This window comes from Candidatus Uabimicrobium amorphum (genome assembly GCF_009002475.1).
Classification (GTDB): Bacteria; Planctomycetota; Uabimicrobiia; order Uabimicrobiales; family Uabimicrobiaceae; genus Uabimicrobium; species Uabimicrobium amorphum.
The window spans coordinates 1,413,579-1,432,012 of the sequence record NZ_AP019860.1 but is presented as its reverse complement, the minus strand read 5'-3'; the positions used below and the strand labels follow the sequence as shown (position 1 = coordinate 1,432,012).

General features: G+C 39.6%; 14 protein-coding genes. 6 read left to right on the top strand and 8 right to left on the bottom strand.

Annotated features, from left to right (window positions below):
• Positions 1-26: 26 nt before the first annotated feature.
• Both UABAM_RS33705 and UABAM_RS04950 read left to right on the top strand, forming a co-directional pair.
• Entirely contained in the window at positions 27-3,410 is a 3,384-nt protein-coding gene (locus tag UABAM_RS33705) for a hypothetical protein (RefSeq protein ID WP_151966894.1), read from the top strand.
• 1 nt (position 3,411) lies between these two features.
• Entirely contained in the window at positions 3,412-4,776 is a 1,365-nt protein-coding gene (locus UABAM_RS04950) for a hypothetical protein (protein ID WP_151966893.1), read from the top strand.
• Positions 4,777-4,779: 3 nt separating this feature from the next.
• Here the strand turns inward: UABAM_RS04950 and UABAM_RS04945 are convergent, their stop codons facing one another.
• The 3 genes from UABAM_RS04945 to UABAM_RS04935 are packed head-to-tail and all read right to left on the bottom strand — an operon-like array spanning position 4,780 to position 6,421.
• Positions 4,780-5,544, bottom strand: a complete 765-nt coding sequence (locus UABAM_RS04945; RefSeq protein ID WP_151966892.1) for a class I SAM-dependent DNA methyltransferase — start codon at positions 5,542-5,544, stop codon at positions 4,780-4,782.
• 12 nt (positions 5,545-5,556) lie between these two features.
• Positions 5,557-6,039, bottom strand: coding sequence for a GNAT family N-acetyltransferase (locus UABAM_RS04940; protein ID WP_151966891.1), 483 nt, complete (start codon positions 6,037-6,039; stop codon positions 5,557-5,559).
• A 1-nt stretch (position 6,040) separates the two neighbouring features.
• Positions 6,041-6,421, bottom strand: a complete 381-nt coding sequence (locus UABAM_RS04935) for a nuclear transport factor 2 family protein (RefSeq protein ID WP_151966890.1) — start codon at positions 6,419-6,421, stop codon at positions 6,041-6,043.
• Positions 6,422-6,522: 101 nt separating this feature from the next.
• On the opposite strand from UABAM_RS04935, the gene murD reads away from it, so the two are divergent.
• Positions 6,523-7,809 carry a UDP-N-acetylmuramoyl-L-alanine--D-glutamate ligase gene (gene murD / locus UABAM_RS04930; protein WP_151966889.1) on the top strand — a complete coding sequence of 429 codons (1,287 nt, stop codon included), beginning with the start codon at positions 6,523-6,525 and terminating at the stop codon, positions 7,807-7,809.
• 154 nt (positions 7,810-7,963) lie between these two features.
• Here the strand turns inward: murD and UABAM_RS04925 are convergent, their stop codons facing one another.
• From UABAM_RS04925 to UABAM_RS04915, 3 genes are read right to left on the bottom strand one after another with little or no spacing between them, the layout of a single operon-like run.
• Positions 7,964-9,322, bottom strand: a complete 1,359-nt coding sequence (locus UABAM_RS04925) for a hypothetical protein (protein ID WP_151966888.1) — start codon at positions 9,320-9,322, stop codon at positions 7,964-7,966.
• Positions 9,322-11,706 (bottom strand): serine/threonine-protein kinase, encoded by a 2,385-nt coding sequence (locus tag UABAM_RS04920; protein ID WP_151966887.1) that lies wholly within the window; start codon positions 11,704-11,706, stop codon positions 9,322-9,324. The genes UABAM_RS04925 and UABAM_RS04920 overlap by 1 nt, the downstream gene beginning before the upstream one ends.
• Before the next feature lie 10 nt (positions 11,707-11,716).
• Complete coding sequence (locus tag UABAM_RS04915; RefSeq protein ID WP_151966886.1) at positions 11,717-13,534, bottom strand: bifunctional serine/threonine-protein kinase/formylglycine-generating enzyme family protein; 1,818 nt, start codon at positions 13,532-13,534, stop codon at positions 11,717-11,719.
• 163 nt (positions 13,535-13,697) lie between these two features.
• On the opposite strand from UABAM_RS04915, the gene UABAM_RS04910 reads away from it, so the two are divergent.
• Both UABAM_RS04910 and UABAM_RS04905 read left to right on the top strand, forming a co-directional pair.
• Positions 13,698-14,603: a DMT family transporter gene (locus UABAM_RS04910; RefSeq protein ID WP_151966885.1), complete on the top strand. Its 906-nt coding sequence runs from the start codon at positions 13,698-13,700 to the stop codon at positions 14,601-14,603.
• Positions 14,600-15,376 carry an SDR family NAD(P)-dependent oxidoreductase gene (locus UABAM_RS04905; protein WP_151966884.1) on the top strand — a complete coding sequence of 259 codons (777 nt, stop codon included), beginning with the start codon at positions 14,600-14,602 and terminating at the stop codon, positions 15,374-15,376. The genes UABAM_RS04910 and UABAM_RS04905 overlap by 4 nt, the downstream gene beginning before the upstream one ends.
• 72 nt (positions 15,377-15,448) lie before the next feature.
• Here UABAM_RS04905 and UABAM_RS04900 read toward each other — a convergent pair whose 3' ends face one another.
• Positions 15,449-16,756 (bottom strand): cytochrome c family protein, encoded by a 1,308-nt coding sequence (locus tag UABAM_RS04900; RefSeq protein WP_151966883.1) that lies wholly within the window; start codon positions 16,754-16,756, stop codon positions 15,449-15,451.
• A gap of 320 nt (positions 16,757-17,076) precedes the next feature.
• A complete protein-coding gene (locus UABAM_RS04895) occupies positions 17,077-17,943 on the bottom strand; it encodes a hypothetical protein (protein WP_151966882.1) in 867 nt (288 codons plus the stop codon).
• Positions 17,944-17,983: 40 nt separating this feature from the next.
• On the opposite strand from UABAM_RS04895, the gene UABAM_RS04890 reads away from it, so the two are divergent.
• Positions 17,984-18,409 carry an ABA4-like family protein gene (locus UABAM_RS04890; protein ID WP_151966881.1) on the top strand — a complete coding sequence of 142 codons (426 nt, stop codon included), beginning with the start codon at positions 17,984-17,986 and terminating at the stop codon, positions 18,407-18,409.
• Positions 18,410-18,434: the final 25 nt, after the last annotated feature.

Below are 18,434 nucleotides of genomic sequence, written 5' to 3'. Positions count from 1 at the left end.
AATTACCACTTCATTAAGGAGGGGGTATGCAAAAAAGAAAAAAAGAAAAAGCTTTTGCACTAATCCTATGTACATCCGTACTATTACTTCTCAGTACCATGGCAGTGACGTTCACTCGTGTTGCTGTTTTACAAAGGGGGGTTTCCGTTAGTTATACCGACGGAGTAACTGCTGATATGCATGGTTTTGGCTCCATTGATATTGCCGTTGCAAATCTCATTGATGGTTTTAAAGATAATATTTATTATCGCGATTATCTTTGTTTTACCGAAGATGCCCCCACACAGTTTAATGGTATTGATATTGCGGACGATGAAACTGCCGCAGGTTTAAACATAAACGATTTGCAAAAAACTTTTGACAACAATGTCAACGAACCTTCATACTCGACGAATGAAATCTTTGAAGGACGCAACATATCGAGCTTTATGAACGACGCCGAGCATATGTACACGCTGAAAGTTTTTGACAGTACATCGCAAATTAACATCAATAGCGACCTGGCTTCTTTAGGACAAATTCTGTCGAATCTAGCAGAGGCCGTCGAGATGAAGCATTTTGGCCCAACAGATGATCCTTCTGTGCCACCATATACTTTTGATGTTGATATTACACAAATAGGCAACATTATTGTTTCTAGTCGTCCCAATGATGGCGTGGGCTATCGTTCTAAAGACAGTATTATTGGTCTTACAGATGGCCAAACCACTATTTCGAAAAGTGACTTTGAAGCGATACAGGACTTCATCACTGTATTCCCCGATCGTTCGGAAATGGACGAAGGTGTATTTTTTCAGCAGATTACTTTTCGTACCATTGGAAACGAAGATAATCTCGAAACAAAATCGGTAGCGCCCATCAACATTAACACCGCAGCGTGGCCTGTTCTCTATGCGCTCACAAAAGGTATCTCCATGGAGAAAAGGCGCAGAGGCGAAACAATTCTCGTAGAAGTAACACAAGACGAGGCTATTCGCCTTGCAAATTTAGTTTGCGTGCGTCGTCAACAAGACATATTTCCAGACTTTGACACTTTTATCAAACTGGTAGATAGTAAACGCAATAAAATTTTCGACGATTTTGAACGCGACAAGGCGAAGATGTTGGATGCCAATTTCAATCCCGATGTGTCACTAAAAAAACAAAACGGCAATCGTTTGAAATTTCAAAATCCTAATAGATCCGATCTAGTGTACCACACAGCGAACCTATGTTTTTTCCCTGGTGGGCACTTTGAGATTACGGCTCTTGTACAAAGATCTTCTCCCACATTGGGAATGGTAGTTTCGCAAAAATATTGTACGACCGCACAAATTTTTGAAATTGATCAATACGATAGTCAGGAAGATTTTGAAGTGGCACGTAGACGACAAAATGTGGATGAAAAAATCGAACAAAATTCGTTTACAGCACCGAACAATTTACAAGTTGACAACTTCGACAATTCCTTTTTAAAATCCAGTGATATTTCGGGTTTTTTTGATCCCGTTCAATTCGATGCCGTAACAGGTTTCGTTGGTTTAGATGAGTCACCAAACCCAGAAGACAGGGGAGGAAATTATTTATTTCGTGCTGATTTTAACGGAAGTGTTACACCAAACAAATCGACGACAGGTCTAGACAATGCTCTTATCAATGAGGAACTTCCTCCGGTACTTGGCGTTTTTGAGATAAAGAGAAGAGCCAATAATTTGCAAAAAATCAACTTGGCCGCCGACGGTTTTGTTCTCAAAAAAGACGACGAGAGGAGTTTGCTATCATTCGATTCTTTTCCTGCCCCAAATATCGCAAACTTGGAAGAGGATGGAAATCTACCTGCTCTCTTGAACGGAAATGCCACAGACAGCATTGATAATCAAGGAAATATTTCCAGTAACAGCGGATCTATCATGTTTTGGTTTAAGATCAACGACGACTGGGGAAGTGAAGACGATGACAACGCGGAACAATTTCGCACCGTATTTTTTAGTAACTCCACATTGAAAAAAGATGCCAATGCTGGCGGAAGTTTTCAAATAGGTGTACAACGACAAATCGAAATGCGCGCCATAAAACCAGAGGCTTCTGGTGATGATGCATTACGTAAATTAGATGTGCGCGTTACCAATAAATTTGTTGTACAAAAATTTGTAGACGGTCAACCCGAAGAACTTTCCGTGGAAGATAAACTGCAATTAGGATCTGAATTTAATTTTGGACAAGTTATCCAAAATGGAAAATTCATCACTTTTACGAAACAATTAACCATTGATCCTGCAGTGGATGGTGCGGGTATTCACACCCAAGAATTCTACCACCTCGCAGTGCGATGGCGCGACGGTCTTTCGATGGAAAGTTTCGGAGATGGTGGCGACGCAATAAAAGTCACCGGGCAATTTTACCGCAATAACGGTGGACTTTTTCAAAGAGGACTATTGTCGAGTCTCACAGATTTTCAAATTTCCGAAGGCCAAACAACAGCTTCTCCGTTGAACTTCATACAAGACATCTTGTCGACTCTCGATATGGATGCCAATAACTTTTCACCTTTAGGTACACCATTCATTGGCGAAGGTGAAGAAGGTGAAGAAAGCGAAGAAGGCGAAGAAAGCGAAGAGGAAGAAGAAAGCGAAGAGGAAGAAGAGGAAGACGAAGGTGATTCTCCACAAGCGGTGGCCAGCAGTTTGACGTTACAAAATAAAATATTCATCGGTCCTCCGGCACCTACTTTTGGTCAGATCCCTGATATTACCATTGATGATCTTCGCATCAGTAGAAATATTGATTGGATGACAGATCCTTCTTTTCTACCATCGCGATATGAGTTAAACCAAGATCCGGACAGTAACTTCTTTGCACAGTTTGACGTTATTGTCGATACACCAAACGGAGCAAATATTCTGTTTGTGAAACCCGAGATTTTGCAAGTGGACAATGCAACAGATGTCGAAGCTACCTTTAACGACGTTTTGGGGATTAGTAATCGTCAACTACCTAATCTTTCTGAATTTTTGGATAAAACAGTAGAGACACTAGACATTGAAGTCGTAGAGGATAAGCGCGGCAGGAAAAAACGCGAAATCAAAATGCATCTCAAGGATCGTAACGGAGAAGATTTAATTGATTCGACATTCAAAGTGAAATTCAAAAATGATCATGAAAAATTTACAGCGACTCCTGGGCAAACTTTAGAACAGAGTCTTCAAGACTATCTTGCCTTTATTGATGAACCACTTAATGTAGGTAGTTTAATTTCCGAATTCAATGTTCTAATACCGTTACAGCAAAATCCAGGAGAGCCGGTATCGATTAAATTTACATTTAATCGCCAAGACCGAAACCCTATTTTTCAGTCACCGCTTCTCGACAAGATCACTTTTGCATATTTTACCCATTTACGACTTTTGGAATATCGCTATATAGGAAAATAATATGAGAAGTTTGCTTCTGCTGTGGATTGTTTTTCATTGTACTTTTGCCCAAGAAGTGTATTTTTCGGAACAAAGAAAAAATAATGACTTATTTTGGAAATTTGAAATAAAGAACCTTCCACACCAAAGCGGCTTTTTATACACAAAAATAGTCTTTGCCGGCGGAGAAGTCAACTCGAGTCGGCAAAGACTACTTATACGCAATAACCGCACAACGTTTATTTATGGTCCCATATCAAAAAAAGCATTAAGTGGTACATATGAACTGCAAATGCTACTTGCCTACAAAAAAATACGCGAAAACTATCGTTATTCATATTCGCAGGGCAATCCTTTTCAAAAAAAGCAACAACAGTTAAACCATATAGACTTCTTAGAAAAGTTCATCGCCACTATTCGCGAAATTCAAGATTGCCTCGGCAAAGAGGACTGTGATACGGCAAAATGCACAGAGTTATTACAACCAATAGAAAAAGAGCTTCACCTTTTGTCTTCAAGTGTACTCGCGCCATATTTTCCACAAAGCATTTTTCACGCAAAAAAAATTAGTCAACTACAAAAGCAGATGACTTTCGAATACCATCGCAATAAAAAAAGAGGTAGATACAAGGCATACCGAGCAAACATCCAGCATTATCTCCATGAAATCGACGCAAAAATTGTCCCGGAGGAATCTTTTGACGACAATTCAGTAAAAGAAGATCTTTTATGGTGCGACAGCATCATGAAAACACTACAACGATATATCGACAATAAAAATCATCGCCACAAGCAAATAAAAATCATGTACGACTACTTCTCTCTCGAAATTCAACATTTACAAAAGCGTGAAAATCAATACAAAAATTCTCCGTTTTGTCAAAAAAAGATTTACCGCCACTTCAAAAAAATTGTATTGTCCATACAAAAAATTGTGCAGCTACATTTTGCCAACTTGAGCCGCAAATATGATGTAAAAATCAAATTACACAACATTCCCACACAAAGTGCCCAGAATATAACGCAACAGTACAAGGGAGCTGTACAAAAAATACAAATTGTGCTAGAAGAGAAACATAAAGCACGAGAACTTGCTTTGAACAAATTACATGCTCGTTATGCCTCGATGTTTGACGCATACAAAAAAGCAAAAGTGGCTCTGTGGAAAAACGATCAAAAACTACCACTACAAAAATTAAAAAAACAACTGCAACAACTTCCTCCTCAGCTCCCAGAGCTACGGCGTAACATGGCGCAAATGATTCATTTTACCGAAAAAGTTCATGAACTTCGTACACAAGACAATGCCGTTGCATCTGTGTATATTTCGCAATACAAGTTGTATATCCAAGATTTGGAAAAATACTTCCACCAAAAGTCACAATAATATCTAAGCTTTCTTTACCACAAAAATCATTTCTGGCCCATCGGCAATAGGGGTTTCATCAAACGAACCATACTCTTCCATTATTTCAAAGCCACAGCATTTGATCAATGCTTGCATTTGCGGATATGTGTAAAAGCTCATTTTTAACTTTGAGCGTTCTTCCTGAATCATTTGATCATTTTCGAAAGTGCGAAATATGAACTCGCCACAGAAAAATTGATAAAAGGGGTTTGCTTCTGTGCGTATAAAACTGCGTTTAATCGTCCGCTGTGGATTTTTAGGATCTTGCCATTCTAGTTCCAATTGTTCGGTATTTACATCTTCCAAAATTTTGTGCCACAGTGGATAAAAAACGTCAAAGACAAGCACTCCATCGTCGGCCATGTGATTTCGCGCACATGTAAGTGCTTTTACTTGATCTTCGAAAGTATACATGTGTTGCAGGGGACGAAAAGGTATTGTCACCAAGGCAAATTTTTTCTCCAAAGAAAAATCTCTCATGTCTGCGTGGTGTAGAGAAACGTTTTCGCCTTGTGTTTTATTGCGTAAAATTTCCAAAAATTTCTCGCAAAAATCTACTCCTGTGGTTTCAAGACCCAACTTGGCTATTTCGAGAAGTACACGCCCTGTTCCACAGGCGATTTCTAAAACAGGTCCACCGTATTTTTTGGCTTGTTTTACATAAAAAGAAACATCTTGAAGATCGGTCTTCGCAGCATATGCCGGGTCATAATAATGAGCGACATCACCGTAGTCTTTCACTTCCATTGTAAATTTCCTTTATAATTTTTTATACATAATATAGGCGTCGACAAATTGTTGCCTTTTAAAGTGAAACGCCTGAGGAATGGTTCCAATAATTTCAAAACCAAATTTTTTCCATAAGTGTACAGCACGCTCATTATTGCTGACGACAAGGTTATACTGCATTGCCAAAAATCCCATTTCTTTTGCCACTTCTAATGAATGCGCGCACATAAACTTACCAACGCCTCGTCCCTGCGCCTTTGTTGAAGTGATGTATCCGCAATTGCAAATATGTGCTCCTAAGTCTGGTTGATTCTCTTTGATATAATATGTTCCGAGAACAACATTGTCTTGCCGCACAACATAAGTCGCTTTAGTGCGATCCATCCACAATTTTTGGGCTTCTTCTTCGCTGATATTGGCAGAATAAACATACGTTGCCTCTGTGGCAAAGGCTTCGCGTAAAATTTCCCAAATTTGTGGCCAGTCATGTTGCTGCGCAATGCGAATGTCCATATTATCCCTTAAGCTTTGCCATCGTTCCTTTTAAATCCCAATACGCTTTGAGTTCGACGATTTCGCCGTCGTCGTTCATTTCAAAAGTGTCGATACCACTAAACGAAACCTCCACCCCGTTGTGTCCTGTGCCATTGGCATTCCACTTAACAGCAGCGTATTGCCCACAAACATAGGTACTTTCTTCGACAAATGATACTTTGGCGAAAGCTTTATTAATACCCGTAAAAAACTTTTCGAGTTGTTCGTGTCCGGTGTACGAAGCCATTCCGATCGGATCGTGGCTGACACCGTCTTTTGCAAACAACTGAACCCAAGTATTGGTATCTCCCTCACGAATAGCCGCAAAATACTTTGCAACTGTATCAGCAAATTTATCCATTTTTTGTTCTCCTTTTGGTAAAATATATAAAATGTACTGTTGGAGTACTATATCCGAATAGACAAATTTATACAAGAGTATGTTTACAGAGATTTCAAGACATGGAAGATAAAAAAATAGCCATTTGGGGCTGGGGAAAAGAAGGAATTTCTACTGCAAAATTTTTACAACGTCGCGGTATATCATTTACACTTCTCAATGACACAGATGTAAAGGTGGACAAAAGCTTTTCTAATGTAGAAGATGTTGTCATCGGCAACAAAATTTCCAACGTATTGCGCCACTTTGATATAGTAATCAAATCCCCAGGTATTAGTCTATATCGTAAAGAAATACAACTTGTAAAACGCAACGTCGTTTTTACTTCCGCCACAAATTTGTGGTTTGAATATTATGCACCCAAGTACAAAACTATCGCCATTACTGGTACGAAAGGTAAAAGCACCACAAGCTCGTTACTTACTCATATCTTGCGCAGCAACGGTTTCGTTGTGACATTGGCAGGCAATATCGGCACACCGCTTCTCGATACTTGCGATGCGGTCTGCGATATTTATGTAATAGAACTGTCCAGCTATCAAATTGCCGATTTAGAGTACAGCGCAGATATTAACATATTGTTGAATCTTTATCCAGAACACCTTGATTGGCATCAAAGCATCGAACAATATTTTCATGACAAAACGAAAATTTTTCGCAATAACGAAAATGCCTTCAATATTGTCAACGCCGCATGTATTAGTAAAAAGCTGCCACACAACGCCACTTTTAATGACAAAGACCTCTATGCTATCGATGACGGGATCTACGACAAACGACAAAAAATAATTTCCGATAGTGATATCTCTTTGCGTGGCGTACACAATTACACCAACATTTGCGCTATTTTACTTGCTTGCCAATGTCTGTGCCTACCGCTCAACAAAATCAAAGAGTCGCTAATCACATTTGAACCATTAGAATATCGCATGCATAAAGTCGCAACACGCGAAACAATTACCTACGTTTGCGACAGTATATCCACAACTCCACAGTCAACACTAGCGGCAATAAAAACATTTCACAATGATAAGTTGGTGGTAATTCTAGGCGGACAAGATCGCGGCTTAGATTGGGAAGAATTTGCCAAAGAGCTACAGCAGTGCAAGGTGCATTTTGTCATAAATACATACGAAACCGGCAAGAAAATTCACACATTTTTACAACAAGATGGCTATGAACAAACAGCCTATGCCATTGATTTAGCGCGCGCCGTATCCTTTGCAAAAAAAATAACGCCACGCGACGGCGTAATTTTACTTTCACCAGCAGCACCAGGCTACGATGCCTTTCTTAGTTTCAAAGAAAAAGGGGATGTCTTCGTAAAATTGATCGATAGTCCGTCTTGATAACGGGCATCCAACTGTAATGACCATTTAAATCAATAGTTCGCATACCAATGGCTTCTTTTATGTACATGTTAGATGTACTTGGCTTCCCCTGTAGGGGGAGCAATCGCTGCTTCGCAGCGATGTGGGGCATCGCACACCAGAAATAAAACGACTACTTACTACCAATAGGTACATTAAAGAATAATATTTGCAAATAACGTTTGTAGCGATTTTCCGAATAGCCAAAGCCAAATAATCGCCACTGAAATCCCGAATCGTTTTGTAAAAAGGCAAACAAGATACCAAAAGGAAGGAACTCTAGTACTTTTTGCTTCCGATCTTCCGAGTAGTGGAATAAAAATTGTTCGGCAATATTCAGGTTTTTAGAAATATTTCCTTCTGAATCTTGTTGCCAAGTGTACTCAAACAGAAAACGTACATTAAAAGATATCTTGGGGTATTCGGGATTGTTTTCATAGTGAATTAGTGGCCACAAAATATCCCATCGATTGAATTGTTCGTCGTGATAAAAAAGAGGAAATATCTTGGGTTGTAGTGAAAATTGCATTCCTTTTGAACCAAAGGTCATGCCAAAAGGGATGATGCTAAACTGGTAGCCTTCTTCGTCGGAAACGTAGTGAAAAAAAGGTAGAAACTGCCACGAAAATTTACCATTGGGGTCCGACTCTATCTGAATAAATGGTGAGAGAAAACCAATACGCGTTGTGGGGGACTTTTTGTCAAGATATAGCTCGCGAAAGGCATGGTTGGGATTAGTGTCATATTCGCGAAAATAGTCGTACTTTGCACCCGGATATTTGTGAAAAGTCGTTGAGAGTTCAAAGAGTGCGAAACTAAATAAAGAAGCGAATTTAAACCATGTATCTTTGCCCCAGTTTTGGTATTGTAATAACTTAAAACCATCTTTGCCAAATGCAACAAAGCTGGGGTTTATTGACCAATTATTTGCATTGTATATCTGTTTTTGTTGGCGAATGAGCGTTTCTTCAAATAGAAATAGCGGGCCACCAAATGCCAAGTGGTCAAATTGCAGCTCTTTGTCGTACAATAATTCGCGGTTGTAATACGATAACGCCGGTAACGAAAACCAACTCGTGGAAAAATATTTTTCGCTAATGTGACGGTTTTGGTAAAAGCTAAGGAGTGAAAAAGAAACAAATGTATTTGTTTCAATATAATCGTCCCCTCCGGTTGTTGTTGAGTGACCACTTAAGGTTAGAATAGGAACCGAATACCAACGAAATTGTTTGGCAAAAGGTAATTCTTCGGGGTAGAGATTCTTGCGCATTTTATAACCAATAAGAAGTGGCCACAGCACGAAATCTTCGGAAGCTTGGTCGCTGTTACGATTATAAGAGTAGAGTGGAACTACCCGGTTATATGTGTTTGCACCTATTTTTTGGTATAAATAGAAAAGCCAGTTGGTACGTTCGACTTCTTCTGCACTATCAACTTCTTGGCAAAACAAGCACGAAATAATTAGGGTAAATACAATGGTGTGTTTTATCATTATTTTTCTCTTGTTGCTATTTCTATATAGTCAAACCACACGTGAGCAGAATTGCCGGCATAATATATCGAAAATACGTTCAATCCCTCGCGCAACATACTTTTATCTATACACCACGTTTTTTTAAGATACTCTGTATTTGGCCATGTACTGCGATTTTCGAGAATGTGGTTATTCATTTCGACATTCACAAGTCCAGGTATAGGGCTCGCGGATACAAGTCCTTTATAACATATAAACACTTTCGCTGGTACTTTTTTCAAAATGAACTGCGCTGCAAATTTTCCCCCGGCGTCGGCGATAATAAAACGATTATGCTTCGGATTCCATCCCAAAGATCTCGGAGCTAAACCAATTTTGTCGAGGCCGATTAAATTTTGCGTTCCTGACTGTTGGCTTAAACGACCGATTACCACCTCTTTTGTCGACACATTAGGAAGTGGGGCAGTGCTAGTAACTACGGGCAAAATAGGACGTACATCCACACGATCTGCACTACTAGTATAACGCTTAACCCCAAATCGACGGAAAATATTGTATTGCCCTTCTTTGCAAAGAGGATCGACGTTGTCATCGACATAGGTGTTGGGTGTACGCACACAGTTTTTATTGCGATACAATGCAACGTCAGCACGATCAAAACACCATTCGCCGATGTGATCAAAGTTTTCGACACCCCAAGTATTGTCTTTTGTAAGAAACTTTTCTTCCACAACTCCGGCGCGAAACATATATTCCCACTGTGCTTCACTTGGTAAAACCCAACCAAGCATTTCACAGTAATCCACCGCATCTTGCCACGATAAACCAAAAAATTTAGGTGGCGACATTTGTAATAATTTTGCGAGGGTTTTGCGATCTAACTTATTTTTTAAAACATAAAATGGTTGTGAAATGGTAACGCGATGTTGTGCGTTGTCGGCATTTTCATCGCCTTTTTGCCCCATGAAAAACTTACCTGGTGGAATTAAACACATCGTTACTTCGTTTTCAGAGATAGTGAACGTTTTATGTCTGTTGATATTGTGTTGTTGCGCGTACCACTTTTGGTAATGGTTACTATACTTTTTTTGATCACTAGACGATAAATTCATCCAGACGGACTCGGTAAAATCAAAATAAGATTTTTTCCAACAAGAGCGCCACAGATTTTTAGGGATCGTTGCTGGTGATTTTGAGTTCTGCACATGACGGCTATCTTTTTGCTGTTGTTCGTAGTCCACTTGATTGACCGTACTCGTCCAACCAATCAAGAAGAAACATGTCGCGACGATCACCATCGTCAATACTTGAGATAGCTTCATATTTTTCCACGATCGCTTTTGTGAAATCTTCTCTCCCGCCAAGGCTCTTTTTAAATCACGCATCATTTTTTCCACACTAGTATAGCGGTCGTGTTTGTCTTTTTCCATCGCCTTTAGACAAATCGTCTCTAAATTTTTTGAAACATAGGGTTTTACTTCACTAGGTGGAACTGGTTTGTGATTTAGAACATAATTGAGTAAATTAAAATAAGATCCTTGAAACGGTGGACGACCGGTGAGCAACTCATAAAGAATTGCTCCAAGAGAATACACATCACTACGCAAATCTAATTCGCGTTTTTTACCGGAAAGCTGCTCGGGAGGCATATAGACAAGTGTACCGACAATGGCACCACTTTTTGATAATTTGGTGTTCTCTGCACTTCTAGCCAAGCCGAAATCCATAATTTTCACCACACCATTTTTCTTGATCATTATATTTTGAGGTTTTAGGTCGCGGTGGATCACCCCCTTGGTATGTGCATAGGCAATACCAGCACACATTTTTAGCATAATTTCAGTTATTTGTGTAGTTGATAAGCGGTTTTCGGCAGCATAACTTTTTAAAGTCTGTCCTTCGATGTACTCCATTGTGAAAAAGTAACGGCCATGCTCGACATTGGAATCATAAAGCTCAATAAGGTTTTCGTGTTTCAGCTGTGCACAAGTTTGCGCTTCGCGCAAAAATCTCTTTACGGCAACTTCGTCGGTATTGCTCTCTAAGAGCATCTTCAGCGCGACGGTTCTCTGAAGGTGAAGATCTCGTGCTTTATACACAATTCCCATACCTCCACGCCCCAGCTCGGTAATTACCTGATAGCGTTCGAATAATGTATTGCCACTCAGAATTTTTGAATTAAAAAGCCCCGTGGAGAAATGAATATTATTTGAAGTTGTGGTTTGCGACATCAACGCAACAACTTGCTGTTGTGTAAGGTATCTTTTTTCCAGCAATATGTCCGCCATAGATTTTGATGCATCGATTTTTTTGAGTGTCAGGCATTCTTGAATCTGCTCACGTGTAACATAGTTCATTTGCAATATTTTTTCGATGAAAACTTTGTCTTGTGCAGTAACCATATTGAAATCCTTACTCTGTGACAAATGGCGTGGAAAGAAAAATATTAGGTTGCTTATTTACAAGATACGACAATGATAGGATGGGGCGAAATCCGATATTTGTACGTGCCCTAGTAGATGAAAATCGCGCTGCAGAGCGGCAATTTTTTTTGTTGTTTTTGCCTCCCCAACTTCCACCGCGCATGATATTACCTTGTGACGGAAGTTTAAAATACGCATCTCCCACTACAGGCTTCACGTTTTTGGCAGACCGTGCTTTATCACGGCACCACTCACGAACATTGTGATGCATGTTGCTACATCCCCAACTATTCACTCCCTGCTCATTAGTGACATTAGCAATGGAACGCGAGGTTTGTAAGTCATTTCCTGTGGCAAAAGGAGTCGTGGTTCCCGCGCGACATGCATACTCCCATTCAACTTCCCGAGGTAGTAACATACCATTTGCAACACAAAAGTCTCTAGCTTCCTCCCATGTGATGTTACTAATGGGGTGCAGTTTATTACGTTCTTTAGTATCGCTGTCCCACTGGGCAACGCTTATTTCATATTTGGCGATGTAATACGGGGCAAATATCGTTTCCTCGCGTTCTAACTCATGCTTTTGATGTCCTTTTTCACTAGGCGAAGATCCCATAATGAATTTACCCGGTGGAATGAGAATCATCATGACACCTGTTTTATGAACAAATTCCTGCGGCACATTTACTTTATTTGCGTACCATGTTTGGTAAGAACGTGCATAGAGTTGCTGGTCTTTTAACGAAAGTTCTCGCCATTTCTTCGCAGAGAAATCCACATAATGTCCGTTCCAACAATCACTCCACAAAGAAGTGGTCCAGTTGTGTGGCATGTCGTGCACGGGACTAAAGTTAGCTCCTAAAATAAAACCGGTAATGACAACAACGAGCCATAAAACGTAACTATGCAAGTTCTTTTTGTGTTTAAGGGTATCGCGAACAACAGCAAATTTCATGAAAAAAGAGTCTTTACGCTTCACTTTTTTCCCTTGCTGTACGAGTTGTATGTCTCTTGCCATTTCCGCAGCATTTGCGTAGCGGTGGTTTCGATTATTGGCCATAGCTTTAGAACATATGTACTGCAAGTCTTTAGGTAAATTACCTTTTATTTTGTGAAGAGGTATGAGTTGTCCTGTTCTGACTTTATTGATAATCTGTGCTGATGTACCAAAAAAAGCGTCGCGTCGGGTAAGCATTTTATACATGATTACTCCTAGGGAGTAAATATCGCTGCGTCGGTCGACGTGGCCTCTTTTGCCCTCTAACTGTTCTGGAGACATGTAACCAATCGTCCCAACCATTACATTCGAGCGAGATAACTGCACACTTTCATCAAGAGAAAGCGCCACACCAAAATCCATAATGATAGGCTTTTTCTGACTATCTAACATGACATTTGCTGGTTTTAAATCGCGGTGTATGACACCGTTTTTATGAGCAAAATCAATAGCTTTGGCAACGGTGACTAAAATTTCAAGTGTGGAGTTGTATGTCAATAGTCTATTGCCAATGGCATCGTCTAGAGAACAACCATTGATAAAGTCCATGGCAAAAAAGTAATAGTTGCCTTCCCAACCGACATCCAAAACATTGATAATATTTGGATGGTTGAGTTTGGCAATTGTTTTTGCCTCGCGTATAAATCTTTGAACAGCGGCACTTTGTGCGTTTTCTCCGACCATCACCTTTAGAGCAACAATGCGATTTAACTTAAGATCTTGGGCTTTGTATACAATGCCCATCCCACCGCGTCCGACTTCTTCGATCACAGCGTAATGCCCCAGACGAATCTCTTGTTCAGTTGTCATTGAAAATTTCCATTAGATTTTGATATTTTTATGTAATATGCTAACATCTGATAATTTATATTGGTTACGTTTTAGATACATTTTTCACAAATAAGTTCCACGAAAACGTGACAAATTATACAATTTTCTCAAAAGTATGTAAAAACAAATCGAGTTGTTACTTATGTTGCATATCATTAATAAATATCGTTATCATCTCTATCTGCATGTGATTGTTTTCATATGGGGCTTTACTGGCATACTCGGAAAGCTCATTTCTTTGAAATCTATTCCACTGGTGTGGTACCGCATGTTGATTGCTTCTGCCGGACTCGCTTTTTTTGCGTGGTTTACCAACAAAAAAATCAACATTCCTAACAAAATGCGTATACTTGGTGTGGGTTTCTTGATCGCCTTACATTGGATTTTATTTTTTGCGGCGATAAAAGTCTCCAATGTCTCGGTGGCGTTAGTATGTATGTCCTCAACTCCTTTTTTTACAGCGTTCTTACAACCGCTCCTTCTAAGAACGCGCCTTGTTGCCTACGAAGTGATTCTGAGTCTTTTTGCCATTTTCGGCCTGTACTTGATTTTTGAATTCGAAATACAGTTTATGTGGGGAATTATATTTGCCATTTGCTCGGCGTTTCTCGCGGCAGTCTTTACCATCATCAATAGTCGATGGATCAAAAAATACGCGGCACTATCCATTAGTTTGTACGAAATGCTTGGAGGATTCTTAGGCATCACAATTACTATGTTCGCAATGCTGTATTACGGATCTCTAGAGAGTATACCTCTTCCCAATGTCAATGATACTGTTTACCTGCTAGTATTAGGTCTGATTTGTACTTCGTTGGCTTTTTTAGTTAGTATCGAAATCATGAAAGAAATCTCCCCTTACACAGTCACAATTAGCGTAAATATGGAACCAATATATGCTATTTTACTTGCCGTGGCTATTTTTGGTGAAAGCGAAACGATGACGCCAGGTTTTTACTTAGGGGCTTCGATTATATTTGCAACTGTATTTGCAAATATTGCGATAAAATACTACACAAACCTCAAAAAACGATCGGAGATAACATGACAAAAATTGCTTTAGTTACGGGAGCTTCTTCAGGAATCGGCAAAGTGTTTGCGCAACACTTGGCGGCACAAAACTACAATTTATTTATTACGGCGCGTCGCGACGAACTCCTGAAACAATTGGCAAACGAACTCCAAGAAAAACATAAAGTTCAAGTAACTCCTCTGGCATTAGACTTGGCCACAGTAGCAGGACGCGATCAATTGTTTGCTGCCACAGAGGGAGAAGGGCACAAAATAGATCTACTTGTCAACAATGCTGGGTTTGGCTATACCGGTTCTTTTTTAGAGCAAACCCGTGAATCTGCATTGCGTATGGTTGAATTGAATGTGAGTGCTGTTACTGACATAACTCACTTTTTTGCAAAGAAAATGGCAGAACGCAAACAAGGAGAAATGATCATCGTCGCCTCGGTAGCCGCTTTTCAACCAATACCGTATTTTTCTGTCTATACAGCAACAAAAGCCTACGATAAATTCTTGGCGCAATCGATATATCATGAAATGCGCAGGCACAATGTTCATGTATTGGCACTGTGCCCGGGAAAAACTGACACAGAATTTGGACAAGTCGCACGAATGAGCAAAGAGAAATTTGCCGACGGCAGTATGACAAGTGATGAGGTAGTTGCAGGATGTTTGAAAGCCTTACGCCGAAAAAAATGGTTATATATCCCTGGATTAAAAAACCGCTTCATCGCAACAGCACAGGTATTCTTTTCGAAAAAATTTGTCGCAAAAGTAGCGGGAGGGTTGGTGCGTAAGGAATTGTAGTGTGAGTAAAATATTTTGTTTTTTGGCTTGTGTTAATTTTGATGCTCAATTTGAGCATCAAAATTAGTAACACTACTTAGTGCGTGTTGGCTTCCACTTATAGTCGCTTTCTTTTGGTAAAGCAGCGTCTACGCCAGAAAGTTTAGACCCATCGTGATTTTGAGTAAACTTACGTGCTTGTAAAGTGATGAAGTTTGCCGCGGTTGTTAAGTTCTTCTTGTTGTTGAAGTTTAACTTTTTAAATAGTGTTAGTAGTGTCTGGATTTCAGGAATTCCACCCGATTTGCTATTAATCGCCTTAAGACGTTTAAAAGCGACATTGGTACGCTTCATTTTTGCATCGTAGTAACGGCCTTTCTTTGTAGCTAGGGCTACTCCGCGCAATCCATACTCAAGGTCAAGCATTGCACCGGTTATAAACATAACACGTAATCTCTCGATAGAACTCTTGGCGTTGGTAGAGTTGTTGCCACGTACAAAATTGTGACGAACCATACCTTGTGACCATCGAACAACTTCGAAATTGTCACTTCCCGCTTTGTGTCCACCGACATTTACCAATTTTTCGTTACCAACACTGTGGCACTGGTAACAGTTTTGTGCAATGTTGTAAACGTCTGTAGTATTGTTCATACCTTTTGCCGACGCTTCTTTTAGTCTTTGCATTCTATCAGCAGCTTTGTTGTTGTGGATGTTTACCCAGTCTCTTGATGCGCCATGGCAAGATTCGCAGGATACACCAGAGATTGCTTTAGGTTTTCCACGAGACATTTGTTGGGTGTAGTGGCATGTTGCGCAAAAACCATTGCGCTTGATACTTCCCTTTAGGCCCATTTTCTTTACAATTTCTTTTGCACGTGGGCGCTTGTGAAGTTGCTTAAAGGTGTTGTGGTGAGGTGTTTTCTTCCATACCTGCACAGCTTGCTTATGGCAATCGTTACATTTATTGAAGGTAAGTACTTTGGCAGGATCTACCTTCAAAGGTTTTTGGCTATCAATTACTTTTAACATTGCTCTATCTTCAGCGGTTAAGGTAATTTTTGCGCCGCCACCGTTGTTTGCATTGCCGGTGTCTCCGCTACTTGCGGAACTTGAAAGTGCTTGCACTTTTGCTTGAGCAGCTTTTAAACGTGCTTGCGCAACTTTCATACTTTTTTGATATTTAACTGCTAGACCTCTGTACTTTTTTGCTTTTGCAGCGTTGCCACTTTTCTTGGCTTTGCTATAAAGGCTTTTGGCTTTTTTGAAGTTACTAGAATATTTTTTCGCTAGTCCTTCATACTTTTTTACCATACCTTGCCACTTGCTCAGTTCAGCATTATCTGCATAGATAGCAGTCATCAAAAAGCAAGCAACTATCAAAATTATGCACTTTTTCATAACACTGTTCAAGAATCATTACGAAACGTATTGGCACTTACAACAATCCCTATACTTTGCGTAATATTCTCGTTCTCCTTCTAAAATAGTATAGATTGTATTGTAATTTTGTGTTGATTTATATTTATAACAGCAATTTTGTGATAGTGCAAACAGCAAATTGTGTTTCTCGTCAATTATTTATCTTCACTATCTTAAAGTCATTTGTGACAAATACAAATATGCTATCTTTTCTATTATGTACTATATTTGCCACAGGTTCAATAAAGTTATGTATTATATTCGCCACAGATTCAATAAAGTACACAATTTTACAAATATTATTTTGAGGCTTCGAGTTTCTCAAACCACAGCAATGCATTAGAAAATTGTGACCGAGGAAGAAGTTTATAACTGGATATCGCAAAGTGGCGATTAAATTTACGCCACACAGTGATGGGCTTTTGTTTTTGGCGTCGTACTTTATCTCTCAAGATATTAATTTGTTGTGTGTCGATCGTATCTTCGGTATTTGCGTCTGTTTGGAATTTAAAGTATTGTTGCTCTAGAAATGCAATGCGTTCACTATTTTGTGCGATGCGATCCTTATTATTGTAAACTTCTTTCACTACCGCTTTTAGTAAATTTGCTTGTAAGATTAATTGTTGTGCGTTGTCATTGGAAAGCTGAGCACTACGTGCTAATTCCGTCGAGTGTCTTTCGAGAACCTTTGATTGTTCACTGAGTTGCAACGCGTTATTGGCGACAACATACGCTTGGTCAGACAGTTGTCCAGCCACATTAAATAAAACCGGAGTAGAGTTTTTTTCCGCCGTTAGTAGGTATTCTCTTATCTGCTGTGCGATTTTTGATTTTGCTAAAATCATACCTGCACGCAAGATAGCTCTACGCGGGAAAATACCTATCTTGCGCATCCGCGTATGAACTTTTTGCCCATAGAGTTTTTTAAAAGTTTTCGAATCTATGATATGATAACCATCTTGGTTAAATTCTTCACGGTGACGTAGTACGTTGGTCTGTAGTGTTTTTACAGGAACTTCATAAAAAGTCGCCACTTGTTGTGTTGTTGCGTATCCATTTTCGTTTAAAGTAATCAATTCGCCTACGCGTTCTAAAACGTTTGTATTTTCATCTTGGCAAAGTTCTTGTCGTAGACTTTGACTTTCTAACAAAACTTTTTCGTTCATCGCGCTCTCTTATTTTTTCTTTTCACAGAAAGGTTTTCCCATGGATGAATATCTCTTCCATCTATCAGCCTACAGTGTTTTAATTTTTTGGTTTCCGATGATTTTTTTTCCCCATAGTGAATTTGTTAAAAAAGTTGTTCGCTCACCATGGATTATTTTACCTCCCACAATATGCTATCTCATTATCTTAATGCCACACCTTAAAGAATCGATTATGTTGTTTTACAAACCGAATCCTCAGGCAGTGGCTGCACTTATGGGGGAAGTTTGGGGCGCTAGTTTATTTTGGGCTTATGCCGGAGCGTTTGATCTTTTTGTCGGGCGTTGGATATTTTTAGATGCCCACGAACACAGTATATCGTTTTGGTTGGTTTCCCCCATTATGTTTGTATGTATTTTATTTGGACCACTTGCTTTTGCGTTGTATGCTATTTTGCGTTTTATTTTTAGCTTTTCTTCTCGCTAAATTTTCTGATAAAGCCTGCTCAGTG

Excerpts from the sequence above, each read along its gene's own strand:
- UABAM_RS33705 (WP_151966894.1), top strand. The coding sequence starts at position 27 with ATGCAAAAAAGAAAAAAAGAAAAAGCTTTTGCACTAATCCTATGTACA.
- UABAM_RS04950 (WP_151966893.1), top strand. The coding sequence starts at position 3,412 with ATGAGAAGTTTGCTTCTGCTGTGGATTGTTTTTCATTGTACTTTTGCC.
- UABAM_RS04945 (WP_151966892.1), bottom strand. The coding sequence starts at position 5,544 with ATGGAAGTGAAAGACTACGGTGATGTCGCTCATTATTATGACCCGGCA.
- UABAM_RS04940 (WP_151966891.1), bottom strand. The coding sequence starts at position 6,039 with ATGGACATTCGCATTGCGCAGCAACATGACTGGCCACAAATTTGGGAA.
- UABAM_RS04935 (WP_151966890.1), bottom strand. The coding sequence starts at position 6,421 with ATGGATAAATTTGCTGATACAGTTGCAAAGTATTTTGCGGCTATTCGT.
- murD (WP_151966889.1), top strand. The coding sequence starts at position 6,523 with ATGGAAGATAAAAAAATAGCCATTTGGGGCTGGGGAAAAGAAGGAATT.
- UABAM_RS04925 (WP_151966888.1), bottom strand. The coding sequence starts at position 9,322 with ATGATAAAACACACCATTGTATTTACCCTAATTATTTCGTGCTTGTTT.
- UABAM_RS04920 (WP_151966887.1), bottom strand. The coding sequence starts at position 11,706 with ATGGTTACTGCACAAGACAAAGTTTTCATCGAAAAAATATTGCAAATG.
- UABAM_RS04915 (WP_151966886.1), bottom strand. The coding sequence starts at position 13,534 with ATGACAACTGAACAAGAGATTCGTCTGGGGCATTACGCTGTGATCGAA.
- UABAM_RS04910 (WP_151966885.1), top strand. The coding sequence starts at position 13,698 with ATGTTGCATATCATTAATAAATATCGTTATCATCTCTATCTGCATGTG.
- UABAM_RS04905 (WP_151966884.1), top strand. The coding sequence starts at position 14,600 with ATGACAAAAATTGCTTTAGTTACGGGAGCTTCTTCAGGAATCGGCAAA.
- UABAM_RS04900 (WP_151966883.1), bottom strand. The coding sequence starts at position 16,756 with ATGAAAAAGTGCATAATTTTGATAGTTGCTTGCTTTTTGATGACTGCT.
- UABAM_RS04895 (WP_151966882.1), bottom strand. The coding sequence starts at position 17,943 with ATGAACGAAAAAGTTTTGTTAGAAAGTCAAAGTCTACGACAAGAACTT.
- UABAM_RS04890 (WP_151966881.1), top strand. The coding sequence starts at position 17,984 with ATGGATGAATATCTCTTCCATCTATCAGCCTACAGTGTTTTAATTTTT.